21 protein-coding genes and 1 riboswitch are annotated in these 24457 nt (G+C 36.7%); of the genes, 2 read left to right on the forward strand and 19 right to left on the reverse strand.

Annotation, left to right across the window (positions count from 1 at the left end):
- Window positions 1-60: 60 nt before the first annotated feature.
- From A3SG_RS0103525 to A3SG_RS0103540, 4 genes are all read right to left on the reverse strand, one after another.
- Window positions 61-918 carry a prephenate dehydrogenase gene (locus A3SG_RS0103525; RefSeq protein WP_016988626.1) on the reverse strand — a complete coding sequence of 286 codons (858 nt, stop codon included), beginning with the start codon at window positions 916-918 and terminating at the stop codon, window positions 61-63.
- Window positions 919-1153: 235 nt separating this feature from the next.
- Entirely contained in the window at window positions 1154-2296 is a 1143-nt protein-coding gene (locus tag A3SG_RS0103530) for a pyridoxal phosphate-dependent aminotransferase (protein WP_016988627.1), read from the reverse strand.
- A 61-nt stretch (window positions 2297-2357) separates the two neighbouring features.
- Window positions 2358-3185 carry a prephenate dehydratase gene (locus tag A3SG_RS0103535; RefSeq protein WP_016988628.1) on the reverse strand — a complete coding sequence of 276 codons (828 nt, stop codon included), beginning with the start codon at window positions 3183-3185 and terminating at the stop codon, window positions 2358-2360.
- A 377-nt stretch (window positions 3186-3562) separates the two neighbouring features.
- The gene (locus tag A3SG_RS0103540) at window positions 3563-4816 is read right to left on the reverse strand and encodes a dicarboxylate/amino acid:cation symporter (RefSeq protein ID WP_016988629.1); all 1254 of its coding nucleotides are present in this window, start codon (window positions 4814-4816) and stop codon (window positions 3563-3565) included.
- A gap of 352 nt (window positions 4817-5168) precedes the next feature.
- Between A3SG_RS0103540 and gldA the strand changes: the two genes are divergently transcribed.
- Complete coding sequence (gldA, locus tag A3SG_RS0103545) at window positions 5169-6068, forward strand: gliding motility-associated ABC transporter ATP-binding subunit GldA (RefSeq protein WP_016988630.1); 900 nt, start codon at window positions 5169-5171, stop codon at window positions 6066-6068.
- Between the two features lie 174 nt (window positions 6069-6242).
- Here gldA and A3SG_RS20670 read toward each other — a convergent pair whose 3' ends face one another.
- The 13 genes from A3SG_RS20670 to A3SG_RS0103610 all read right to left on the reverse strand — a co-directional run bounded on the left by A3SG_RS20670 (window position 6243) and on the right by A3SG_RS0103610 (window position 21494).
- A complete protein-coding gene (locus tag A3SG_RS20670; protein WP_016988631.1) occupies window positions 6243-6683 on the reverse strand; it encodes a hypothetical protein in 441 nt (146 codons plus the stop codon).
- A 125-nt stretch (window positions 6684-6808) separates the two neighbouring features.
- A complete protein-coding gene (gene metF, locus A3SG_RS0103555; protein ID WP_016988632.1) occupies window positions 6809-7765 on the reverse strand; it encodes a methylenetetrahydrofolate reductase [NAD(P)H] in 957 nt (318 codons plus the stop codon).
- 97 nt (window positions 7766-7862) lie between these two features.
- A complete protein-coding gene (gene metH, locus A3SG_RS19025; RefSeq protein ID WP_016988633.1) occupies window positions 7863-10553 on the reverse strand; it encodes a methionine synthase in 2691 nt (896 codons plus the stop codon).
- A gap of 410 nt (window positions 10554-10963) precedes the next feature.
- Window positions 10964-11149, reverse strand: coding sequence for a hypothetical protein (locus A3SG_RS0103565; protein ID WP_016988634.1), 186 nt, complete (start codon window positions 11147-11149; stop codon window positions 10964-10966).
- 221 nt (window positions 11150-11370) lie between these two features.
- Window positions 11371-12408: a homocysteine S-methyltransferase family protein gene (locus A3SG_RS0103570; protein WP_016988635.1), complete on the reverse strand. Its 1038-nt coding sequence runs from the start codon at window positions 12406-12408 to the stop codon at window positions 11371-11373.
- A 241-nt stretch (window positions 12409-12649) separates the two neighbouring features.
- A riboswitch (SAM riboswitch) is annotated at window positions 12650-12768 on the reverse strand.
- 93 nt (window positions 12769-12861) lie between these two features.
- Window positions 12862-13914 carry an NAD(P)/FAD-dependent oxidoreductase gene (locus tag A3SG_RS0103575; protein WP_029596588.1) on the reverse strand — a complete coding sequence of 351 codons (1053 nt, stop codon included), beginning with the start codon at window positions 13912-13914 and terminating at the stop codon, window positions 12862-12864.
- A gap of 108 nt (window positions 13915-14022) precedes the next feature.
- A complete protein-coding gene (locus tag A3SG_RS0103580; RefSeq protein ID WP_016988637.1) occupies window positions 14023-14604 on the reverse strand; it encodes a bifunctional precorrin-2 dehydrogenase/sirohydrochlorin ferrochelatase in 582 nt (193 codons plus the stop codon).
- Entirely contained in the window at window positions 14591-15385 is a 795-nt protein-coding gene (gene cobA, locus A3SG_RS0103585) for a uroporphyrinogen-III C-methyltransferase (protein WP_016988638.1), read from the reverse strand. The genes A3SG_RS0103580 and cobA overlap by 14 nt, the downstream gene beginning before the upstream one ends.
- Window positions 15375-17468, reverse strand: a complete 2094-nt coding sequence (locus A3SG_RS0103590; protein WP_016988639.1) for a HEPN domain-containing protein — start codon at window positions 17466-17468, stop codon at window positions 15375-15377. The genes cobA and A3SG_RS0103590 overlap by 11 nt, the downstream gene beginning before the upstream one ends.
- Window positions 17469-17666: 198 nt before the next feature.
- The gene (locus tag A3SG_RS0103595) at window positions 17667-18911 is read right to left on the reverse strand and encodes a sulfate adenylyltransferase subunit 1 (protein ID WP_016988640.1); all 1245 of its coding nucleotides are present in this window, start codon (window positions 18909-18911) and stop codon (window positions 17667-17669) included.
- A 117-nt stretch (window positions 18912-19028) separates the two neighbouring features.
- A complete protein-coding gene (locus tag A3SG_RS0103600; RefSeq protein WP_016988641.1) occupies window positions 19029-19760 on the reverse strand; it encodes a DUF2490 domain-containing protein in 732 nt (243 codons plus the stop codon).
- 1 nt (window position 19761) lies between these two features.
- Window positions 19762-20661, reverse strand: a complete 900-nt coding sequence (gene cysD, locus A3SG_RS0103605; RefSeq protein ID WP_016988642.1) for a sulfate adenylyltransferase subunit CysD — start codon at window positions 20659-20661, stop codon at window positions 19762-19764.
- 110 nt (window positions 20662-20771) lie between these two features.
- Window positions 20772-21494, reverse strand: coding sequence for a phosphoadenylyl-sulfate reductase (locus tag A3SG_RS0103610; RefSeq protein WP_016988643.1), 723 nt, complete (start codon window positions 21492-21494; stop codon window positions 20772-20774).
- A 326-nt stretch (window positions 21495-21820) separates the two neighbouring features.
- Here A3SG_RS0103610 and A3SG_RS0103615 point away from each other — a divergent pair, with 326 nt between their 5' ends.
- Window positions 21821-22603 (forward strand): sulfite exporter TauE/SafE family protein, encoded by a 783-nt coding sequence (locus tag A3SG_RS0103615; protein WP_016988644.1) that lies wholly within the window; start codon window positions 21821-21823, stop codon window positions 22601-22603.
- A gap of 76 nt (window positions 22604-22679) precedes the next feature.
- Here A3SG_RS0103615 and A3SG_RS0103620 read toward each other — a convergent pair whose 3' ends face one another.
- Window positions 22680-23090 (reverse strand): RrF2 family transcriptional regulator, encoded by a 411-nt coding sequence (locus tag A3SG_RS0103620; protein WP_016988645.1) that lies wholly within the window; start codon window positions 23088-23090, stop codon window positions 22680-22682.
- Window positions 23091-23229: 139 nt separating this feature from the next.
- Window positions 23230-24402 (reverse strand): trans-sulfuration enzyme family protein, encoded by a 1173-nt coding sequence (locus A3SG_RS0103625; protein WP_016988646.1) that lies wholly within the window; start codon window positions 24400-24402, stop codon window positions 23230-23232.
- Window positions 24403-24457: the final 55 nt, after the last annotated feature.

A 24457-nucleotide genomic window follows, 5' to 3' on the forward strand; every position in this document is an offset into this window, starting at 1 on the left:
TTTTATTGTTTTTTTGTGTTGTTCTTCTTTTGTTAATTTTAAACTTCGCTTGAATATTCACTACTTTTTTATATTCATACCATTCAAAATTTCTTTGATTCTATTCACGCTTTCCATTTCTTCAAAAATTGCATTATAGTCTTCTTTTATCAGCAAATCTTTGAACTGGGTAAGATTTGAAATAAACTCTTCTAACGTTTCTATTACCTGTACCTTATTTTGTTTAAAAATAGGCGTCCACATGGCTGGTGAACTTTTGGCTAGTCGAACGGTACTTTCAAATCCCGAACCTGCCATATCAAATATATCCTGTTCGTGTTTTTCTTTATTTATCACCGTTTTACCCAGCATAAAAGCGCTAATGTGAGATAAATGAGAGACATAAGCGATATGTTTGTCATGCGCTTTTGGATCCATGTATCGAATACGCATTCCCATCGCTTTAAAAAGTTCCAATGCCTTTTCCTGTAATTTAAAAGCGGTGCGTTCCACTTCGCAGATAATATTGGTTTTACCCTCATACAGCCCTTTTATTGCTGCCGAAGGTCCTGAAAACTCGGTACCTGCAATAGGGTGTGTCGCAATAAAATTCCTCCTTTTAGGATGATTTGTTACCGCTTCACAAATAGGTGCTTTTGTCGAACCTACCTCAAAAACAATGCTATTCTCATCGATCACATCTAAAACTTTTGGCAGCACAGTCAGCGCAACATCTACCGGAACCGAAAGAATTACGAAATCTGCATCTAAAAGGTTTTCTATTGAAGCAGCCGCATCTACCACTCCCAAGCGCAATGCCTCCTGTAAATGATCTTCATCAGTATCTACACCGTAAACAGTAGCCTCAGGGTACAATCCTTTAATGTCTAATGCCATCGACCCACCAATCAAACCAATTCCTATTATATAAACTTTCATTTTATCTTTTTAACTATTATCCTAAAATTTATTAGGAGCTATTTCCTGCTATCCGTTTCAATCTTTAATGCCTAACTCCGACATTAAAGGATTTCCACTGCTATCAGGGCTAGGGTTTTTTGTTTACAAGTACACCTTTGTCATTGACCACTATAATTCAGACACGATAAATCCCAATATTTCACAAGCACAAGCACATCATCTCCCCCTCCTTCGGATGGGGCTGGGGGGAGGACTAAAATCGATCAATTGCTTCCTGTACTTTTTCTTCTTTCACGCATAGTGCAAATCGGATGTATCCTTCTCCATTGCTTCCAAAGATAGTTCCCGGTGCAATAAAAATAGACTTCTCTTGTAAAATCTGATCAATAAACTCTTCAGCAGAAACACTTCCTTCTGGTAATTTAGCCCAAACAAATAAGCCAACTCCTTCTTTATACACTTTACAACCTAATTTCTCCGCTAATTTCTCCGTCAAAACGCGACGTTTTTCATAAATTACGTTCATCGAGTCAAACCACGATTTATCGCTATTCAGCGCAGCAATCGCCCCTTTTTGAATTCCGAAAAACATACCACTATCCATATTGCTTTTCACTTTCAATATAGCGTCAATCGCGGCAGCATTTCCTAGTACCATTCCCACTCTCCATCCTGCCATGTTAAAGGTTTTGCTCAAAGAGTTAAGTTCTAACGACACCTCTTTGGCCCCGGTAACCTGCAACAAACTCATCGGATTGTCATTCAAAACAAAACTATACGGATTGTCATTGATCAGCAATATTTGATGTTTTTTGGCGAAAGCCACTAATTTTTCAAACAAGCCTAGATTTCCCCTTGCTCCTGTTGGCATATGCGGATATCCAATCCACATCATTTTCACTTTCGACAAATCTAATTTTTCTAAAGCTTCAAAATCAGGTTCCCAATCCGTACTCTCTTTTAAATCATAATAAACAGGTATAGCCCCTACTAAGTTTGTTACTGAAGTATATGTAGGATACCCCGGGTTCGGAATCAAAACTTCATCTCCTTCATTTAAAAAAGCTAGTGAAATATGCATTATGCCTTCTTTAGAACCCATTAGAGGCAAAATTTCTGTATTGGGATTCAAGGCTACCTCATAATTATTCAAATAAAAATCAGCCATACTTTTACGCAATTCCGGTAATCCCTGATAACTCTGATACTGATGTGCATTTTCATCTTCTAGCGCTAGTTTCACAGCATCAATAACCGACTGTGATGGTCGCAAGTCTGGACTTCCAATTCCCATATTGATAATCGGTTTTCCTTCTAAAGCCAATTGTCGTACTTCTCTCAATTTAGAAGAGAAATAATATTCTTCAATTATGTCTAAACGTCTTGCAGTTTTCATTCAATCTTACTTTTATATAATTAACCTTAGTCTCAATTCCCTGTTCGAAGGCTAGGGTGCCTTATGGTTTCGTGTTTTTATATTCCCCTAACACTTTAAAGTATTCTGCCATAATTTCTAACAGCGCTTTTGTTTTAGCATAATCAGCATACTTTTCGAAAGTCACATCCACAAAAAAGGAATATTTCCATGGCGTTTCTATCTTTGGCAGCGATTGAATTTTTGTTAAATTCATTTTGCAATCACTCATTACATTTAGTACTGCTGCCAGACTGCCTCGTTTATGATCTAATTCAAATTTCAAAGAAGCTCTATTGATATCTTCTTCAGCCAGAAATGAATTCTCTTTTTTAATAATTACAAAACGGGTCATGTTGTTTTTTATGGTCTGAATTTCTGGTGCCAAAATTTCCAAATCATACATTTCAGAAGCCGTTACACTAGCAATTGCTGCAATCCCTTTCAATTGTTCGTCCTGAATTCTACGAGCGGTTTCGGCAGTATCTTTATCCTCAACTAATTTTATTTTTGGATACTTTTTAAAGAAATCCATACATTGTAACAACGCCATCGGATGAGAATGGACTTCTACAATATCTTCTATTGTTTGTCCTTTAAGCGCCATCAAATTTTGATGAATCCTAAGATAATGTTCTCCTATTATATGTAAGTTATGCTTGTCTATTAAGGCATAATTTGGAATGATAGGTCCTGCAATTGAATTTTCTATGGCCATAACTGCCTGCTCTGCTACGCCTGACAGCAAGCTGTCTACTACTTCTTCAAACGACAAACACTCGTCTACTACTACACTATGTTCATAATATTCCTGTGCTACCTGATGATGAAAGGAGCCTTTAATACCTTGTATCGCGATTTTTGCATTCATATAACAAACTTTTAAGCAAACAAAAAAAAATCCCGTATTTGCAGTCGGGATTGTATATTTATAATTATAAATTTAATTTTTTAATTAAATAACCATAGCACAATCCCCACCTTCTTTCCAGAAGAAATAATAAGTATTGCTAAAATAAAATCGGTTGTTTAACATTGTGTGCGTTATGTATTAATTTTATGCTAAATTATAAATTATTTTGAGTCCAACAAACAAAAATTCAAGTTTTACCAAACAAAAAAGGAATTCTCCGCAAAACTAGTTTTTAATTACATAATAGTTAAAAAAATCGACCTAAAATAGTATTTAAGCAACTGCCTACAAACACGTTCCGTAAACAAAAAAAGTAGGTTTTGTTACAAAATCGATTATGCCTTCACTGCATTTGAAAGCCATTTTTTTCCTTCTGAAATTCGGGTAATCAACATCGCCGAAACTACGTCTCCATTCGCATTTAACAATGTTGCCATCGGATCCACTAAAGTTCCTACAATCATGGCTGCCGGCAAAGCCTGTTCCATTGGAAAACCATAAATAGTGATTGCCAGAATCTCCCCTATGTATCCTCCATTTGGAATTCCGCCCTCGACCACTGAAACTATTATTGTAATCCCTAACGCAATCAGCAAAGTATGCGGATCCGTAAAGTCCTTTCCGAACATAGCAAATATGACAGCAATCTTGATAATAGAAGACATACTCGAACCATCTTTGTGTAAAGGCGCTCCCAGCGGTATAGCGATGTTCCTAATATGTGCTGGTACATGCATTTTCTCTGTTGCTTCCAGATTAGCTGGGATGGTGGCAATACTACTGCAAGTTCCCAGAGCGGTTAGAGCGGGTGTTATATTATTACTCCAAAACACTTTCAGTCCATTTCTCCCTCCCGCGATAAACGCATACAAACTAAAGAATACTACAAAGTAAAAAGCACAAACTCCATAATAAAGACCCAATGGCTTCGCATATGCACCAAATAATTGCGGTCCAAAAATACCCACTTGGTAAGCGAAATAAGCACCTAATCCTATTGGAGCCGTTTTCATGATTAAATGCAGCAATTGTTTCATCACCTCATCCCCTGAGCTTAAGAAACTTTTAAAGGAAGCGCCCTTTTCTCCAGAACGCAAACTGGCAAACCCGATTAAGAAAGAAAAAATAATTAAAGCTAACATTTTTTCTCTCGAAAGTAATTTGTAAAAATCATTGGCGGTGAGCAACTCTGTGATTTGAGAACCTGGACTAACGCTCTGCATGCTTTCCAATGGAATAATAGAAATAATAATATCCTGATGGATGGGAAAAAGTAGGACTCCAATCATCATCAATACTGCCGAAATAACTACTGTACTTAAAAAAACACCAATGACCACAACAAATAATTTTCCTAACTTTTCTGATTTCTCCAGACTCGCAATAGAGGAAGCAATGGTGAAGAAAATTAATGGTATAATTGCCGTAAAAAGTAAATTCAAAAATATATCTCCTAAAGGTTTTATAACCTCAACATCGTTACCAAAAACTAAGCCTAATATACTACCCGCCGTAATCCCACAAAGAAGCCAAATGATACTACTGTAGGTTTTAAATAAACTACCCGACTCACTAGTTACTTTGCTCATATCCTCTACTTTTTTTTTCGTAAATATATTAATCTAATTGGGAAAACGATACTATTTATTATCTAATTCGGTTGAATAGAATACCCGATAAAAAAACCTCATTTATTTTAAATACTATTCTCGTTCCGTGCGGAACTGTCTGTCTGTAGCAATAAAATATGTTATTAATGGAAGTATTTATTTGTTCTGTTTTGTTGAGTCCCTTCAGGACAAAATTGCAAAGATTAATACTTCTAAGAACAAGATAAAGTCCTTATTCGGACAAAAAACCACGATAAATTCATTCTCAAATGTATTCAAAAAACAACAAATCAACCCTTTTTCTGTTTACTTTTGCAACAAATACTATATCATGTCAATAGAAGTAAATAATATATCTAAAAGTTATGGTGCTCAAAAGGCATTAGACAACATTTCATTTTCTGTAAAAAAAGGGGAAATCGTTGGTTTCCTTGGTCCGAATGGAGCTGGAAAATCTACTTTAATGAAAATACTGACCACTTATATTGCTGCCGATGAAGGCACTGCCCTGGTAAACGGACATGATGTGAACTCGGATCAAAAAGCCGTACAGCTTTCTATCGGTTATTTACCAGAGCACAATCCGTTGTATTTGGATTTATATGTGCGTGAATATTTGGATTTTAATGCTGATATCTATAAAGTTGCCAAATCTCGTATCGAGAAAGTATTGCAAATGACTGGCTTAACTGCCGAAAGCCATAAGAAAATACGACAACTGTCTAAAGGATATCGCCAACGAGTAGGTCTTGCCAATGCTTTACTGCACAATCCTGATGTTTTGATTCTCGACGAACCGACGACCGGTTTAGATCCAAATCAATTAATCGAAATACGTAATGTCATCAAAAATGCAGGCAAAGATAAAACTGTTTTTCTTTCCACGCACATCATGCAGGAAGTGGAAGCAATCTGCGACCGCGTCATCATCATCAATAACGGGAAAATAGTAGCTGATAAAAAACTAGATCATTTAATATCTGCTGATAAAGAACAAGTAATAGAGGTAGAATTTGATTATAAAATAGAAGAACAGGCTATAGCCAAAATAGAAAACCTTACTTCGTATAAAAATACGCATGACATGATTTGGGAATTGACTTTCCTCGCTGATAAGGACATGCGCCCTGCCGTTTTTGATTTTGCCACAGCAAATGGTTTAAAAACATTGCAACTCAATCAAAAGAATAAAAACTTGGAAACTGTGTTTAGGGAGCTCACTAAGAAGTAGTGCTAAGTAAACCGTTTTTAGTATTCAGTACATAGCTTTTACCATATCTTTCACATAAAAAAAGCTCGTTTAAATCCCAAAGTGGCAGAATTTGAACGAGCTTTTTTATTTATGTTGTACCAAACAAATTTATGTTTTGGTCCAAATTGTTGTCATATAATGACCATGTAACAACTACTTACTATCTAAAGGTGCACCCACTGCAATATCACATCTGTGATTTGTTTGTCCATGTGGCGGATTCATCCCTTCAGTTGTAGGTGTTACTTCTGACGAGGCTGATGCATTGTTTACTGTATAAGTGGTAGCAGGAGCACTTTGAGGCTGACTATTAGCCGCAGCTGGAACCGATGAGTTTAGTGGAGCACCGACAGCGATATCACAACGATGACCTACCTGACCGTGTTGCGGATTCATTCCTTTTGCAACAGTGGCAGCAGCTGGTGTTCCCAGTTGATTAACCGCTGGAACGGCCGCTGGATCAGTAACCGGAGTAACATTTTGATAAAAAGGCACAACGTTTCTTGAATTAGCATCAACCTGGTTTATGCTTTCATCCTTACAAGAGGTCAATGCAAGTAAAAAAAGGAAGAGGAAGGAAAAATATGTTTTCATGGCAGCGTGTTTACACTTGTTTCTAATCAAATATAAGCCTTTAAAAATCTTCTTCAAAATAAAATTTCATTCTAACGCGCTTACTCGATTAAATAGTAATAGAATAAATGCATTTTAAGCATCACTTAAAAAACTTTGCTGGCGATATGTTTAATATTTTCTGATTTTCCCATCGAATAATAATGTAGAACTGGAACTCCTGCTGCTTTAAGCTCTAATGATTGTTGGATAGCCCACTCAATACCTACCTGTTTTATGTCAGCGTTTGTTTTACATCCCTCTACCGCCTGAATTAAATCTTCGGGCAAATCAATCCTAAAAATCTGCGGCAATATCTGTAGGTGTCTTTGAACTGCTAATGGCTTAATACCTGGAATAATAGGAATCATGATTCCCATTTCGCGTGCTTTGGCAACAAACTCAAAGTATTTGATATTATCAAAAAACATTTGTGTCACCACATAATCGGCGCCTGCATCAACTTTTGCCTTTAGCCTTTTTAAATCTGAAAGTAGCGATGGTGATTCTAAATGTTTCTCCGGATAACCCGCTACACCAATACAAAAATCAGCTTTATTATCAACATGCATTACATCATGCATATATTTCCCCTCATTTAGCAGCTTTATTTGTTGAACTAAGTCTACTGCAAAGTTGTTACCTCCTATTTTTGGAACAAAAGATTGTTCGTCTTTCATCGCGTCACCACGTAAGGCCATCACATTATTGATTCCTAAATAATGACAATCTACCAATAAATATTCGGTTTCTTCTTTTGTAAAGCCACCGCAAAGAACATGAGGTACGGTATCTACATCATATTTATGTTTTATAGACGCACAAATTCCTAATGTCCCTGGGCGCATTCTAGTTAATTTTTTATCTAGTAAACCATTTCCCTTATCTACATAAATAAATTCTTCTCTCGAAGTAGTCACATCAATAAATGGTGGTTTAAACTCCATCAACGGATCAATATTATCGTACAGGTCCTGGATGCTTTTTCCTTTTTGTGGTGGAATAATTTCAAATGAGAATAATGTTTCTCCTTTGGCGTCTTCTATGTGATTTGTTACTTTCATAATTCAGCCCCCTAACTCCGCCGTAGCGCAAGAATTCCTGAAAGGGGTTGTCAGGATTATTGTTAATCATTACCTTTTTTAGTTCCCCACAGGGTCTCTAATCTGCTATATTTGGATTTAACCATTTCATGGCTACTTCAGTTGGCACACTTCTGCGTTTTGCATAATCAATCACTTGATCTTCCTTTATCTTACCAAGTCCGAAATATTTACTTTCTGGATTCCCAAAATAATAGCCTGATACTGATGACGCGGGCCACATTGCCATACTTTCTGTCAATGTCACCCCAATTTCTTCTTCAACATTTAGTAATTTCCAAATAGTTGGTTTTTCCAGATGATCAGGACATGCAGGATAACCAGGAGCAGGTCTAATACCTTTGTAAGTTTCTGCAATCATATCGTCAGTACTTAATACCTCATCCGCCGCGTAACCCCAGATTTCCTTTCTTATTTTTTCGTGTAAGTATTCGGCAAAAGCTTCCGCAAAACGGTCTGCCAATGCTTTAACCATTATCGAATTATAATCATCCAAATCCTTTTCAAATTCTGCTGCCCATTCATCAACACCAAAGCCAGTAGTTACGCAAAAGGCACCCATATAATCCGTCTTTCCAGAATCTTTTGGAGCTATAAAATCAGACAAAGCGATATTTGGTGCTCCCTTTGTCTTTTGCGATTGTTGTCTTAAAGTCAGGAAGACCTGCTTTGAAGCAACTCCCCCTGCGGGGGCTGGAGGGGTCAACTCAATATCATCATCGTTGATTTGATTCGCCGGAAAAATACCATAGATTCCTTTGGCTGTCAGTTTCTTTTCTTTCAAAATAACTTTCAACATTTCCTGCGCATCTGCAAAAACGGAAGTCGCTTGTTCGCCAACAACATCATCACTGAGAATAGCAGGATATTTACCAAACAATTGCCATGTTCTAAAAAATGGCGTCCAATCGATATAAGGAGTTAGTACTTCTAAGTCTACTTCGATTGTTTTTTGTCCAATAAAATTGGGTGTCATAGGAGTATACTTCTCCCAATCTAATTGTAATTTATTTTTGCGCGCCTGCTCAATTGACAAGAAATTTTTGTCTCTCGAACGGTTCAAAAAAGTCTCTCTAAAGGCGTCATATTCTTCCCGAATTGAGGCTGCATATATTTTTTTATCACTATTTAATAAGCTACCTGCGACCGTTACGGCTCTAGAAGCATCATTTACGTGAATGACTGTCTGTCTGTATTGCGGGGCAATTTTCACAGCGGTATGCGCGCGCGAGGTTGTCGCACCACCAATCATGATTGGAATTTTTATATTTTGTTTGTCTAGTTCTTTGGCCAAATACACCATTTCGTCCAATGAGGGCGTGATTAACCCACTTAAACCAATAATATCTACATTGTGTTCTATTGCAGCTGCTATAATACGCTCTGGAGTTACCATCACTCCCAAATCGACAATCTCATAATTATTACAAGCTAAAACGACAGCTACAATGTTTTTCCCAATATCATGGACATCCCCCTTCACGGTCGCCATAAGAATTTTTCCATTCCCTCTTTTGTCGCCAGCTTCCTTAGACGCTTCAATAAATGGTAATAAATAAGCTACTGCTTTTTTCATTACCCTTGCTGATTTCACTACTTGAGGCAGAAACATTTTTCCGCTTCCAAATAGATCTCCTACAACATTCATACCGGTCATCAAGTTGATCTCGATTACCTCAATTGGTTTTGAAGCTGCTAACCTCGCCTCTTCAATATCCAAAAGTATAAATTCATCCACCCCCCTTACCAAAGAATGAGTGAGTCTTTCCTGTATTGTTCCTGAGCGCCATTCTTGAATCGCTTTCTCGGTACTTCTTACATCTCCTTTTACATTTTCAGCAAAATCCAATAACCGTTCTGTAGCATCATCGCGTCGGTTTAGAATCACGTCTTCCACATGCTCTAAAAGATCTTTTGGGATCTCGTCATAAATAGAAAGCATTTCTGGATTTACGATTCCCATCGTCATTCCGTTTTGAATCGCATGATACAAGAAAACAGAATGCATCGCTTCCCGCACCGTATCATTTCCTCTAAATGAAAAAGAAACATTACTCACCCCTCCACTTACATTTGCATAGGGAAGGTTCTCTCTAATCCATTTAGTCGCTCTGAAAAAATCCAGCGCATTTAATTTATGTTCGTCCATCCCAGTTGCAACCGGAAAAATATTGGGATCAAAAATAATATCTTCAGCAGGGAAGCCCACTACGTCTACTAATATATCATAGGAACGTTTACAAATTTCGATACGTCTTTCGTAATTATCTGCTTGACCTGTTTCATCAAATGCCATTATAATCACAGCGGCACCATAGCGTTTTACTAATTTCGCTTGACGAATAAAGTTCTCTTCGCCCTCCTTTAAAGAAATAGAGTTTACGATACTCTTACCTTGGGCTACTTTTAATCCCGCTTCGATAATTTCCCATTTAGAACTATCAATCATCAAAGGCACCCGAGAAATGTCTGGTTCAGATGCAATTAAGTTTAAAAAAGTAGTCATGGCATAAACACCATCTAATAGCCCTTCATCCATATTGATATCGATGATTTGGGCGCCACCTTCTACCTGGTCTCTAGCTACAGCTAGAGCTTCAGCATATTTTTCTTCTTTAATAAGACGCAAAAATTTTCTAGAGCCAGTAACATTAGTTCGCTCTCCAACATTTACAAAATTACTTTCTGGAGTAATGATTAAGGGTTCTAAACCTGATAATTTTAAGTACTTCGTTTCTGCTGCTGCCATTTTTTATTTTTATTTGTCCTTCAAGGTTAATAAACCAGGTAGGTTTAGCTTTTTTGTTTTTGCTCTAAAGCCATTTTTTTATTTGGACGTGCCCCAAAAGGGTCGGGCTATTCGTTCCCACCCTTTTTCTTGAATTGTCTCGGGTTTAAACCCGACGCAATTCAAGAAAAAGGAGCTCCACTACTATCCCTCACGCGGATTTATGCATTCTATGTCATTTCCATTCATTTTTGCCATTGCGAGGAACGAAGCAATCGCATACAGCATTTAACACAATCCATTTCCTCACTTTTGTCGTTCCAACGAAGGAGGAATCTCCATTACAGAAGCAACTTGATTAGATTCTTCGTTCCTCAGAATGACAAAATTAGCGCTCATCATTTGTGATGGCAGAGTGTTAAACTCTACTCTTATTTCTCGTCCAGTCCCAAACTTTGTAAAATTGCTTTAATAGACATTTCATCTAATTCAATTCTTTTTAAAATTTCAATAATTTTTTTAATGTTGTTTTCTTTAACTGCATTATCAAAATCATTACTTAATCCACTCACATATAACCTTTCATTCACAGTCATTCCAGAGTATTTATTTGCCATAATTTAATTTTAAAATTCCATATACTGTATGGTCTTGGAAACCACTAAATCAGATTACTTCGTAGGTAGAACAAAGTTAACTTGCCTTAACCTCACCATTTTTACTTATTGTTATTCTCTCTTCTTTGTCATTCTGAGGGACGAAGAATCTTTGTTATGTGAGCAACTTGTAGAGATTCTTCCTTCGTCAGAATGACAAAATAGTATAGTTCTACTCCGTCTTACATCACCGCCGTAGAAACTCTTGGTTTATAATCCTTTGCAATATCTGCGATCAACTTGATGTGCTCTGGTGTTGTCCCGCAGCATCCCCCAATTATATTCACTAGATTATCGTCTAAGTACTCTTTAATAAAAACCTGCATTTGCTCCGGTGTTTCGTCGTATTCTCCAAAAGCATTTGGTAATCCTGCATTAGGATGTACCGAAATATTAAAGGAGGTATTGTGTGCCAATTCTTTTAGATATGGTTTCAATTGATCTGCACCTAAGGCACAATTAAAACCAACGCTTAACAAAGGAATGTGTGAAATCGAAATCAGGAAAGCCTCTACGGTTTGCCCTGAAAGTGTTCTTCCCGATGCATCCGTGATGGTTCCTGAAACCATGATTGGAATATCGATATTGCGTTCATCTTTTACTTCTTCAATCGCAAAAAGTGCCGCTTTAGCGTTTAAAGTGTCGAAAATCGTTTCTACTAATAGTAAATCACTACCGCCATCGATTAAAGCTTCGACTTGTTGTTTGTATGCGATGCGTAAATCATCAAAACTTACGGCTCTGTATCCAGGATCATTTACGTCTGGCGACATGCTCGCTGTTCTGTTTGTTGGTCCTATGGAACCAGCAACAAAACGCGGCTTATCTGGGTTTTTTGCTGTAAATGAATCTGCTACTTCACGAGCTATTTTAGCCGATTCATAGTTTAATTCATATACAATATCTTCTAAATGATAATCAGCCATACCGATGGTAGTACTTGAAAAAGTATTCGTTTCGACAATATCTGCTCCTGCTTCAAAATATTTGGCATGGACATCACGGATGGCTTGGGGTTGTGTTATGGACAATAGATCATTGTTCCCTTTTAGAGAATAGGAAAAGTCTTTAAAACGTTCCCCACGGAAATCTTGTTCAGAAAAATTATAACGCTGTAACATCGTTCCCATTGCTCCATCGAGTACGAGTATTCTTTCTAAAAGAGCCTCCCTAATCGCTGGAGAAGAAGTTCCTATTGATTCTTTTATAGTATTTGACATGACTTATAATAATTTGGAATTTAGAGATTTTCTAAATTTAACTTTTGATTAATAATTACAAAAGCTCACTATACAAATTCTTTAGCCCTGATGGAAGCGGTAACCTATTGCGCCGGGGTTCGGTGCAATAGATATAGCGTACAGCAGGAAGGATATTGGCAAAAAACACCAATCATTCGCTCTAAAAATATATTAAAATGTTGTCAAGAAAAGGTTTGAGAAATACTGTGGAAGTATTCTTGTGTTATCTATCTTGAATACTGAATAGTTCAGCATAAAGTAGAATGTAGCACCTTCTTTATAAGATAAAGGGTTGCTAAGGTTTCGTTGGGTCTTTCCCTCCGCCTTTCGTGATAACGATCAATAAATATAGGAACACTGCAAAGTAAAGATATAGCGTTAACACTTGCAAGTATTAACGCTATATTTTTTTATTGCTTTTTATTCAAATTGTTAAACAATAGCCTTAACCACTGCTTTTGGTGCTTCTTTACGAGTTCCGTCAAATCCGTCAACTCCTGCAACGGTGGTGTATTTTAGTACATATTTCTTGCCTGGATTGATAATTTGATAAGCGGCCTGACACATAAGTGTCGCCTCGTGAAAACCACAAAGGATTAATTTTAATTTACCTGGATAGGTGTTCACGTCCCCAATGGCAAAAATACCTGGAATATTAGTCTGGTAATCCAAAGAATTATCAACTTTAATAGCGTTTTTCTCAATTTCTAGTCCCCAGTTTCCAATTGGCCCTAGCTTTGGCGTAAGACCAAAAAGAGGAATAAAGTAGTCTGTAGCAATTGTTCTTTCTGCCTCATTTTCATTAAGAACGATTGATTCAATATGTTCTGCACCGTTCAAGCCTATAACTTCGGCCGGAGTGATCAGTCTTATTTTTCCTAAATCTTTCAATTCTTGTACTTTTTCTACAGAATCCAATGCTCCTCTAAACTCATTTCTTCTGTGAATTAAGGTTACCTCAGCAGCAATATCTGCAAGGAAAATACTCCAGTCTAGAGCAGAGTCTCCACCGCCCGCAATAACCACTCTTTTATCTCTAAATTCTTCAGGGTCTTTGATGAAGTACTTTACTCCTTTATCTTCATAAAAATTGATCCCATCTATAAGCGGTTTTCTTGGCTCAAAACTTCCCAAACCTCCTGCAATTGCAACAACCGAAGCGTGAATTAGAGTTCCTTTATTAGAGGTAACAATAAAACTCCCATCCTCTTGTTTTTCGATAGTTTCAGCACGTTCGCCAAGGGTAAATCCTGGCTCGAATTGCTTTATTTGTTCCATCAAATTATCCACTAAATCCCCCGCTAACACTTCTGGAAATCCAGGAATGTCGTAGATTGGTTTTTTAGGATATAGTTCTGAAAGTTGACCGCCCACTTGTGGTAACGCGTCTAATATGTGACATTTTAATTTTAGTAAACCCGCCTCAAAAACGGCAAATAAACCAGTTGGACCGGCTCCTATAATTAGGATATCTGTTTTAATCATTTCTATACTCTTCATGTACTTTCTATTATGCTACTAATTTATTACAAATTTACGATTGATTCTTACTTAACCAAGGGATCAATATCATTCGCTTGTTTTTCCCTCTATTTATTCTTTGTTTTTTAACGCTGCTGTAACCTCATTCATTCTCTGGACTTTCTCTTCAAAATCACCTTTAAGTGTCTTGCGGTATTCATTCAGGTTCAAAACCATTTGACTAATGTCCTCCGGGATTATTTCTTCGAAAAACTCTCGTAATCTTTTAGCCGTTGTGGGTGATTTTCCATTTGTTGATATTGCAATTTTTACATTTCCCTTAGTCACTATACCCCCCAAATAATAATCGCACAATTCTGGCGTATCAGCAATATTACAGATGAGGTATCGTTCTCTACACAATTCAAAAATTCTTTTATTCACTGCAAGATCGTCCGTACAAGCAATAACCATATGCCTTTTCTTGAGCATTTTTTTCTTAAATTTTTTCATTGTCAGTTTTACCGAATCATGCTTATTGACTAGGTCAACTAATTCAGGTAAAAACCTAGGAGCAACAACCTCAACATTTGCATTGGGACTCGATTTTAACAAAAATGATAATTTTTCTAAGCCTACATTTCCTCCTCCTACGATAAGCATATTGACTTGCTGCATTTTTAAAAATATCGGATACAATTCATTCCTTTCCATACACCAGTATCGTATTGTGGTTTGATTTTAATTCTTTATAAAAACCTGCTCTTTTCTTGCTGTCCCCAACTACTTCTCCAATTACAATTATGGCTGGCGAACTTAATTTATTCACTGCCACAGTTTCCTGAATTGTATCAATAGTTCCAATTCCTACTTTTTCCTCTGGCGTGGTCCCGCTTTGAATAATGGCAACGGGCATGTCTCCTTTAGATTCGTTTTGAAATAGAGCAACAATCTCATCCAGCTTACTCATCCCCATCAAGATAACAACTGTTGCCGTAGATTTTGCTGCCAAGGCTACATCCGTTGACAACTTTCTTGATGAAGTTGTTCCCGTAATCACCCAAAAGCTTTCTGAAACTCCTCTTTTCGTCAAAGAAATTCCTTGACTTGCTGGCACTGCAATAGACGATGAAATGCCTGGAACTACAAAGGTAGGAATTCCAAAGCTTTCTACGAATTCTATTTCTTCACTTCCTCTCCCAAAAATAAATGGATCTCCGCCTTTTAATCGCACCACGTTACCGTAAGTAAGCGCGTTATCTACTATTAATTGGTTAATTTCCTCTTGAGAATACGCATGACATCCTTTTCTTTTCCCAACAAATATCTTTAATGCTTTTTTAGGAGCAAAAGACAACAACTCTTCATTAGCCAAAGCATCATACAAAACAACATTCGCTTCAGCCAATGCTTTTGCCCCTTTGATGGTCAGTAAATCTGGATCTCCCGGACCTGCGCCTACCAAGGTTACTTGAGGTTCTATATTATTTTTCATCGCTTAAATCTTTAAGTCTGAATGCCTCAATCGTATCAAAAAAAGCAATTGCTTCTTGAATATATTTTTGTGCAAATTCTTCAGATGGTTCCGTCTTATTGATTTGGAATACTAAGTCCTTTAATGTCGATTGTAACTCGATTTTATTTGTTTCAACAAAAACAGTGTCAAACAAGTTTATGATTCCGGCTTGATGATTTGTTTTCTCGTTTTCTGATAGCAGCAATGCTTTAGCGCCGTTTACGAAACCGGCATAGGCATGATAAATGGCATCTGCCCAATTTTTATCTTCAAACGCTTCTTGTGCAAAAGTCAATTTATCTTTGGCTTCCAATAATAATGTAGCCACAAGGTCAATTACAACGCCCGCACATTCTCCTACTCCAACTGCTTTTACGTAGTTATCTGCATTTCCCCAATCAATAAAATCAGCCTCAACTAAATTTGTAGTGTCTGCCAATGGTTTTAATAATTCGTAGAAATACTTTTCACCTTGTGTAATGTAATAGTCTAAAAATAATTTTCCATTCGCATTAGCTTCAAAATCATTTAAAATATAACGCAAAGCATCTGGACCTCTTCTACTTGGAACTTTGATTACTTTATCTGAAAAACGTCCTGAACCGTTGCCTAAATTCCCACCACCCAAGAGTACTTGAAGTGCTGGGGCCACTAGTTTTCCGGCTTTAATGGACATCCCCTGAAAACCAATTGCCGACATGTTGTGCTGTCCACAAGCATTCATACAACCACTGATTTTTATAGTGATTTCTCTGTTCTCTTGATATTGTGGGAATTCTAATTTTAATACTCTTTCTAATTCCTGGGCAATTCCAGTACTGCTTGCGATTCCTAAATTACAAGTATCAGTTCCTGGACATGCGGTGATATCGTTAATAGTATCATAACCTAAAGTTGCGAAGTCTAATTTAACTAATTCCAGATAGAAGAAAGCTAAATTTTCTTCTTTTATATTTCGAACAACAATGTTTTGTTTTAATGAAAAGCGCAATTCATTAGCACCGTAGTTTTTAATCAAATCAGCTAATAATGTTGCCTTATCAGTATAAAAATCTCCTAAAAGTACTTTTATTCCTATGGCGTAATATCCTGCTTGTTTTTGAGCTATAACATTTGATTTTTTCCAAGTTTCAAAAGCTACCGTGTCTTCAATAGTTACTTTCGGTACTTCTAATAAAGTCTCTGGAATGGCAACATCAAAATCAGTGGTGTCAATTTCTATACTTTGATAAGACAAGGCTGCTTTTTCCTCATCAACCAATCGCATAAATTCATCTCGTCCTATATCTTTAATTAAAAACTTCATACGTGCTTTTAAACGCTTCGCTCTTTCTCCATAGCGATCAAATATCCTCAATACCCCTTCTGTGGTTGGAATGATTTGGTTTGCTGGAATAAATTCCGAAAGTAATTCGGCATGTGCAGGCTGAGAACCTAATCCTCCTCCTAGCATTACTTTAAATCCACGCTCACCGTTAACAATTTTTGGAATAAATCCAAGATCATGCAAATAACTCAATGCGGTATCTTTATCTGATGACGAGAATGATATTTTGAACTTACGTCCCATTTCTTGACAAATAGGATTTCTCAAGAAAAACTGAAACATCGCATGTGCATAAGGCGACACGTCAAAAGGTTCGTCTACATCAACACCTGCGAGTTCACTTGCTGTAATATTTCTTACGGTATTCCCACAAGCCTCGCGAAGAGTAATATCATCGATTGCTAATTGTGCCCAGAGCTCAGGGGTTCTATCTAAACTTACATAGTGGATTTGTATATCCTGGCGTGTGGTGATATGCAAACGTCCTGTTGAATACTCATCTGAGACCTTAGTGATACGCTCTAACTGTTCGCTGGTTACTCTTCCAAATGGTAATTTAATACGAATCATTTGAACGCCTTCTTGGCGCTGTCCGTAAACACCACGTGCCAAACGGAGGCTACGAAAACGCTCATCATCAATCTTGCCTTCTTTAAATAATGCAATTTTTCTTTCTAAATCAACGATCTCTTTTTGAACAATCGGATCTTCTATTTCGGTTCTAAAACTTTCCATATGTATTTATTTTTGTCCTCCCCCCGACTCCCTCCGAAATAGGGGGAGCCATTGAGGAGCTTGATTGTGTTATGTTCTGATTTTAAATTTACTCACCTGAATGAAACTCAGCCTTTTTTATTTCCTAAATAATAAACTTCCTATCCACAAAGTTCATCAACAATCTCTCCCTCAACTTCGGAGACGGCTAGGTGGAAATTATCTAATAAAACCAACTCCTGCAGTCGTATTGGTTGCTGCATCAATTAAGATAAAAGCACCATTCGATTTATTGTCGTTATAAGAGTCAAAATAGATTGCTTTACTTAACTTGATATTTACTTCCCCAATTTCGTTAATCGCTAATTGACTAGCTTCTTTTGTACCAGAAAAATCTGTTGCAATTACATTTTTCACACTATCAATTTTAGCCAAAACTCTGTTTGTATTGTGTTGCACAAAATATTTTGCTCCTGGAACAAGCTTTTTACTATCCATCCAACACACTGTTGTATTGATGTCTTTTTCTACTTGAGGTAATTCAGAGGACTTAACAATCATATCACCTCTGGTAACATTGATATCATTTTCTAATTCTATGGTGATTGAAGAACCTACTACAGCTTCATCAAATTGTTTATCAAAAAAGTGAATATTAGAGACCTTAGACTCCGTTAAAGAAGGTAATACGGTAACAGCATCTCCTACTTTAATACTATTGCCGTACAATTTACCTGCATATCCTCTAAAATCATGGTATACTTCTGTTTTTGGTCGAATTACTGTTTGTACAGGAAAACGCGCTTGTCCTTTTTCATAAACATCGGCTGGCTCTATAGCTTCAAGATGTTCTAATATCGTGTGTCCCGTATACCATGGCATAGCGCCTGCTTTCTCAACGACATTATCTCCAGTTAACGCACTTAGTGGAATGTAACTTACGTTTTGCTCCTTAAAAGTACTTTTTGCGTTCAATGCTTCAAAGTCAGCTTTGATTTTGTTATACACTTCTTCCGAATAATCAACTAAATCCATCTTATTAACAGCAACAATCACCTCTTTCACACGTAATAAATTATTGATAAAAAAGTGACGGTACGTTTGTTCAATTACTCCTTTACGCGCATCAATCAAGATAATAGAAACTTGAGAAGTCGAAGCTCCAGTAACCATGTTACGAGTGTATTCCACGTGTCCTGGGGCATCGGCAATGATGTAACTTTTCTTAGCCGTAGAGAAGTAAATATGTGCTACATCAATGGTGATTCCTTGTTCCCTCTCTGCAACTAATCCATCGGTGGCCAAAGAAAAGTCTAAATAATCGTATCCTTTTTGCTTGCTGCTTTTTTCTATTGCTTGTAACTTATCTGTAGTCAAAGATTGTGTATCGTATAATAACCTTCCTATTAACGTACTCTTTCCGTCGTCTACACTACCTGCTGTTGCTATTTTTAAAACTTCCATTTTATTTTTTGTTTAAAGTTTAAAAGTTTAAGGTTTCAAGTTTCCTTGGTTGCCTTTTTACAAACCTTTAAATCTGAATGTTTTTATTTTTATTTTGTAGACAGATTTTAACCTGTATTATATTTTAATCTTATGAATGAAACTGAACCTAATGATATCTCTATTAAAATAATCAACTCCGTTTGACCTTTCTTGAAAACTATTCAAATATCCCAACTCAAATGCAACCGATGGAGTGATTCCTACTTGCACTGCCGCATAAACTCTATTTTGATCGAATGTGTTTTTAATAATTTTGTTTCCACCATTAATCATTATTTCATCGTAAATAATTCCTTTTAGATACTTGCTTGCTTTTTTCCAAAAAGTATAATCCCCTTGAATCCGGTATCGAAACCTTAGGTAAAACGTAGTTCCCTCTTCTGACGCTAATTTACTGGCATTGCGAACAAAACGCTCTTCTAATAAATACCGGTGCGTTAAATTCACTTTACCTAAAACTTGCTTCACAGTTACATCTTGCTGTACTCGATACTCTGGAATATGAAAACCATTTTTAACTTCAGGATCTTGCGTTGCCAAGGAGAAATAAGCTAAACCTGCTCCTAAATCAAACTTATCCGTCACTTTATCTCTAAGTTGAATGCGGCTTACAAATGTATTTTGCATCACTGGATTTATAAAAATCCTGTTATCAATCTCAGTATGAACAGACCATTTATCATTTAACTCCAACTGATTGTAATACCGTGTCCAGAGTAAAGTTTGTTTATCGACGTTTTTCTCTGTTTGCGCTTTTACTCCAACACTAAAAAGAACTATCCCTACAACTATATTCAAGAATTTCATTCTAAAAGTACCCCTGTTGTTTTCTTTTCTCCATTGCTGCCTCAGAACGTTTATCATCAATCCTTGCACCGCGCTCAGAAATTGTAGAAGACCTAATTTCACCCACCACTTCTGATATTGTTGCTGCATAGGAGTCAACGGCAGCAGTGCAACTCATATCTCCCACTGTTCTAAAACGAACGATTCTTTCTTCAATTTGCTCGTCTTCTTCTTGGTAAACAAAAGGAGAGTGTGACCAAATCATTCCGTCTCTTAAGAAGACCTTGCGTTTGTGCGAAAAGTAAATTGATGGAATTTCTATTTGCTCTTGCTGTATATAACTCCATACATCTAATTCTGTCCAGTTTGAAATAGGAAAAACACGCACGTTTTGTCCGTTTTCAATTCTCCCGTTCAATAAATCAAATAACTCTGGCCGTTGGTTTTTTTCATCCCATTGACCAAAATCATCGCGAACAGAAAAAATACGCTCTTTAGCTCTTGCTTTTTCTTCATCTCTGCGCGCACCACCGATACAAGCATCAAACTTAAATTCTTCGATAGCGTCAAGAAGCGTGGTCGTTTGCAAACTATTTCTACTGGAATACTTCCCCATTTCTTCTATTACTTTTCCTTCATCAATAGCATCTTGTACATGGCGAACAATTAGCTCCAGTCCTAATTCTTTGACTAATCGATCTCTAAATTCAATTGTTTCAGGAAAATTATGTCCTGTATCCACATGTAATAATGGAAAAGGAATTTTAGCTGGAAAGAATGCTTTTTGTGCTAAACGAACCAAAGTAATAGAATCTTTTCCTCCGGAAAAAAGCAATACTGGCTTGTCAAATTGAGCAATCACTTCTCTAAATATATATATAGCTTCGCTTTCTAAGGCATTTGTTTTTACTATCGTATTCATTGTTTTTTTATTTGTTTACTCCCCACAGCTCTCTCCGACGTCGGGGAAAGCATACGGAGTTATATTCTTATTTTTTTGCTTTTTACTGCTTCCTAATTTTAACTTCAAACCTAGTTCCCTCCTTTGGCAGCTAGAGGGCTATGCAATCCGCACTCTTTCTGACTCGATTCCCACCACCATCGTCCGGCTCTGATATCCTCTCCTTCCGCAATTGCTCTAGTACATGGCGCACAACCTATACTCACAAATCCCTGTTTGTGTAAAGCATTTTGAGGCACATTATTTTTTTCTAAATAATCTTCCACTTCTTTTAGGGTCCACTTCAACAACGGATTGAATTTGATTATTTCAAACTTTTCATCGTATTCAAAAAGATGCAAATCATTTCTGTTTTCTGATTGTTCTGCTCTCAAACCCGTAATCCAAACTGAATTCCCTTTTAAAGCTTTTGTTAGTGGGGCTACTTTTCGAATAAAACAACACTCTTTTCTATTTTCTACCGACTCGTAAAAACTGTTGGGTCCTTTTTCATTCAATAGGTTCTGAACATCCGCTGTTTCTGGAAAACACACTTTAATAGGTGTTTTATACTTTTTTAATGTCTTGTGAAAAACATCATATGTTTCCTGAAACAACCGCCCAGTATCTAAGGTGAAAATGTTAATCGGTAATTTATCATTAGCAATCAATGCTGTTATTACTTGGTCCTCTTGGCCAAATGAGGTCGAAAAAACTACTTTGTCTTTGAATTCATTGGCTAAAAAGGAAAGCGTTTCCTCTATGGAGAAATATTTTGTTTTTTCACTTACTATTTGTGCTATTGCTGAACTCATTTTGTTGTTATTTATTAAAAAATCTATTACCCTATAGGTTAGGTAGATTAATAGGCAAAAGTAATACTTATTCCGAAATTACAAAACAAAATTCAGGTTTTTTATTTTAAAAATAAAGTGCCTGATAGACTCAACAGAAGCATATTGAGCACATTTGCTCTACTAATTGTTAAATTATTGAACAATCGTACTTTCCCTACTATTATTGCTAAATAAAACAGTACTTTTTCAATTAATATTCACTTTTTCCAAAATATCTTACATAGTCTACCATTCCTATAGGATAATTGTAAATTAGTTATTATTTTTGTCGAAAATTTACTTTTATGGATTTCCAAATAGGATTGGTAATTGCGGGTTTAACTGTTGGTTTCATCGTAGGCATCACAGGCGTAGGAGGCGGTTCCTTAATGACTCCCATTCTATTGTGGTTTGGCATTCCACCAACAACTGCTGTTGGAACAGACTTATTGTATGCTGCTTTTACTAAAATGGGCGGTGTCTTTGTTCATCATAAAAAAAAGAATATTAACTGGACGATCACGGGTTGGCTTTCTTTGGGCAGTGTCCCAGCGGCGCTACTGACCTTATGGATACTACACAGCATAAAAACAGATATTACCGCTTTAAATTCAATCATAAAATACAGTTTGGGTTGGGCGCTACTATTAACATCGATAGCCGTTTTGTTTAAAAAGAAACTATTAAATCTTTCTCAAAAACATGCTGGCGACAAATTTCACGGTGAAAGTAAAACTCGAAATGTATTAACTTTAGCTATTGGTGTATTGCTGGGAGCAACGGTGACCCTTACTTCGATAGGTGCAGGTGCTTTAGGCACGGTTACGTTATTTTTTCTCTACCCTCTTTTGGCAACTCCACGATTAGTTGGAACGGAGATTGCTCACGCTGTACCATTAACCCTAGTAGCTGGTTTAGGACATGCTTCAATGGGAAATTTAGATTTGGGCCTACTGGGACAATTATTAATAGGATCTCTTCCTGGAATTTATATTGGAAGTATGTTGAGTGGAAAAGTTCCTGATTTAATCCTTAGAAATGCCATTGCGATCATGCTATTTTTCGTGGGATACAAATTGGTTTTTTAGAAATAACAAAATGACCTTACATTTGATAAACAAATGAAACGGTCTTTTATTATATGAATAATTTAGAACAAATCGCTTAAAAAGCTATGTCGGCTAATGAATTATTTTCAAGTATGATCAAAGTATTATCGCGTACTTCAGTCATTAATTTACGAACAGCACAACTGGTTTCATCCGTACAATCTGCACATTTTTCATAGAAATTATGACTGGCACAGGGTAATAACGCTACAGGTCCTTCTAGAATACGATAGACGTGAGCCATATTGATTTCTTTAGGATCTTTAATTAAGTAATAGCCTCCGCCTTTTCCTTTTTTGGCACCCAAAAAACCAGAATGACGCAATAGCAATAAAATACTTTCTAAAAACTTAACCGAAATATTTTCGCTTTTTGCAATATCAGCAATCGCAACTGGTATTTGATTTTCTTGGCGCGCCAAAAATGTCAATGCCTTTATTCCGTATTTTGTTTTCTTTGAAAGCATTTGTAACGATTTTTGATTATTGAATGAGGAGTACCGATTTAAGTTTTTTTAAAAAATCACTATAGTATTTTTTACTTTCACAATTTTTAGTACCAACACCAAATCTACAATCAAAAATCGTTAATCACAAATCTAAAATCTAACCCAAAGCCTGCTCTAAATCGGCGATGACATCTTTTACCGTTTCTAAACCTACAGAAACACGCACTAATCCATCCGTAATACTTACCGCTAATCTTTCCTCAACAGATAACTTACTATGTGTAGTAGAAGCGGGATGTGTAACTATTGTTCTGGTGTCTCCTAAATTTGGCGATAGCGAGCATAGTTTTATTTTATCTAAAAAGCTACGTCCTGCTTCAATTCCGCCTTTTATTTCAAAAGCGACAACGTTACCACCCGCTTTCATTTGTTTTTGGGCAATTTCATATTGTGGATGCGATTTTAAGAACGGATATTTTACGCGATTAACCTTTGGATGCTGTTCTAAAAACTCAGCGACTTTCAACGCATTTTCGCAATGTCTATCTAAACGAATTGCTAAGGTCTCTAAACTTTTTGATAAAACCCAAGCATTAAACGGCGATAAAGAAGGTCCCGTAAGTCGGGAGAATAGATATATTTTTTTAATCAATTCAAGATCTCCAACGGTTACTCCTCCTAAAACTCGTCCTTGACCGTCCATTAGCTTTGTAGCAGAATGCACCACCAAATGCGCTCCCCATTTTATAGGTTGCTGTAAATAAGGAGTTGCAAAACAGTTGTCGATTATTAAAATCAGATTGTGCTTTTTAGCAATCTTGCCTAATAATTCCAAATCTATAATATCTACCGCAGGATTCGTTGGCGATTCAGCAAAAAGAATTTTTGTATGCGGTGTAATGAAACTTTCAATCGTTTCTGGCTTGTTAATATCAAAATAGGAAGTTTGTATATTCCATTTTGGAAAATAATTAATAAACAAGGAATGTGTTGCTCCAAAAACACTACTGGAAGATACAATGTGATCGCCAGAATTTAATAAAGCAGCCATAGTTGAATATACCGCAGCCATTCCAGAAGCAAAGGCAAAACCAGCAGTGGCTCCTTCCATCTTGCACACTTTTTCCACAAACTCGTTCGTATTCGGGTTGCTGTAACGGCTATAAATATTTCTATCTTTCTCTTCGGCAAATGAAGCGCGCATGTCTTCAGCATCTTCAAATACGAAACTAGAGGTTAAGTATAATGGTACTGAGTGCTCTAAATATTGGGTGCGTTCTAATTGGGTGCGGATGGCTTCGGTTTCAAAACCAAATTCTTCTTCGTTCATTATTTTTTGTTTTAAAAAAGTGTTTCGCAGAGATTCACAAAGGAAACTCAGAGAA

Origin of the sequence: Flavobacterium sp. ACAM 123, assembly GCF_000264055.1 — a bacterium.
Classification (GTDB): domain Bacteria; phylum Bacteroidota; class Bacteroidia; order Flavobacteriales; family Flavobacteriaceae; genus Flavobacterium.

Bases quoted from the DNA above. Each gene is read 5' to 3' on its own strand.
- A3SG_RS0103525 (WP_016988626.1), bottom strand. From the start codon at position 918: ATGAAAGTTTATATAATAGGAATTGGTTTGATTGGTGGGTCGATGGCA.
- A3SG_RS0103530 (WP_016988627.1), bottom strand. From the start codon at position 2,296: ATGAAAACTGCAAGACGTTTAGACATAATTGAAGAATATTATTTCTCT.
- A3SG_RS0103535 (WP_016988628.1), bottom strand. From the start codon at position 3,185: ATGAATGCAAAAATCGCGATACAAGGTATTAAAGGCTCCTTTCATCAT.
- A3SG_RS0103540 (WP_016988629.1), bottom strand. From the start codon at position 4,816: ATGAGCAAAGTAACTAGTGAGTCGGGTAGTTTATTTAAAACCTACAGT.
- gldA (WP_016988630.1), top strand. From the start codon at position 5,169: ATGTCAATAGAAGTAAATAATATATCTAAAAGTTATGGTGCTCAAAAG.
- A3SG_RS20670 (WP_016988631.1), bottom strand. From the start codon at position 6,683: ATGAAAACATATTTTTCCTTCCTCTTCCTTTTTTTACTTGCATTGACC.
- metF (WP_016988632.1), bottom strand. From the start codon at position 7,765: ATGAAAGTAACAAATCACATAGAAGACGCCAAAGGAGAAACATTATTC.
- metH (WP_016988633.1), bottom strand. From the start codon at position 10,553: ATGGCAGCAGCAGAAACGAAGTACTTAAAATTATCAGGTTTAGAACCC.
- A3SG_RS0103565 (WP_016988634.1), bottom strand. From the start codon at position 11,149: ATGGCAAATAAATACTCTGGAATGACTGTGAATGAAAGGTTATATGTG.
- A3SG_RS0103570 (WP_016988635.1), bottom strand. From the start codon at position 12,408: ATGTCAAATACTATAAAAGAATCAATAGGAACTTCTTCTCCAGCGATT.
- A3SG_RS0103575 (WP_029596588.1), bottom strand. From the start codon at position 13,914: ATGATTAAAACAGATATCCTAATTATAGGAGCCGGTCCAACTGGTTTA.
- A3SG_RS0103580 (WP_016988637.1), bottom strand. From the start codon at position 14,604: ATGGAAAGGAATGAATTGTATCCGATATTTTTAAAAATGCAGCAAGTC.
- cobA (WP_016988638.1), bottom strand. From the start codon at position 15,385: ATGAAAAATAATATAGAACCTCAAGTAACCTTGGTAGGCGCAGGTCCG.
- A3SG_RS0103590 (WP_016988639.1), bottom strand. From the start codon at position 17,468: ATGGAAAGTTTTAGAACCGAAATAGAAGATCCGATTGTTCAAAAAGAG.
- A3SG_RS0103595 (WP_016988640.1), bottom strand. From the start codon at position 18,911: ATGGAAGTTTTAAAAATAGCAACAGCAGGTAGTGTAGACGACGGAAAG.
- A3SG_RS0103600 (WP_016988641.1), bottom strand. From the start codon at position 19,760: ATGAAATTCTTGAATATAGTTGTAGGGATAGTTCTTTTTAGTGTTGGA.
- cysD (WP_016988642.1), bottom strand. From the start codon at position 20,661: ATGAATACGATAGTAAAAACAAATGCCTTAGAAAGCGAAGCTATATAT.
- A3SG_RS0103610 (WP_016988643.1), bottom strand. From the start codon at position 21,494: ATGAGTTCAGCAATAGCACAAATAGTAAGTGAAAAAACAAAATATTTC.
- A3SG_RS0103615 (WP_016988644.1), top strand. From the start codon at position 21,821: ATGGATTTCCAAATAGGATTGGTAATTGCGGGTTTAACTGTTGGTTTC.
- A3SG_RS0103620 (WP_016988645.1), bottom strand. From the start codon at position 23,090: ATGCTTTCAAAGAAAACAAAATACGGAATAAAGGCATTGACATTTTTG.
- A3SG_RS0103625 (WP_016988646.1), bottom strand. From the start codon at position 24,402: ATGAACGAAGAAGAATTTGGTTTTGAAACCGAAGCCATCCGCACCCAA.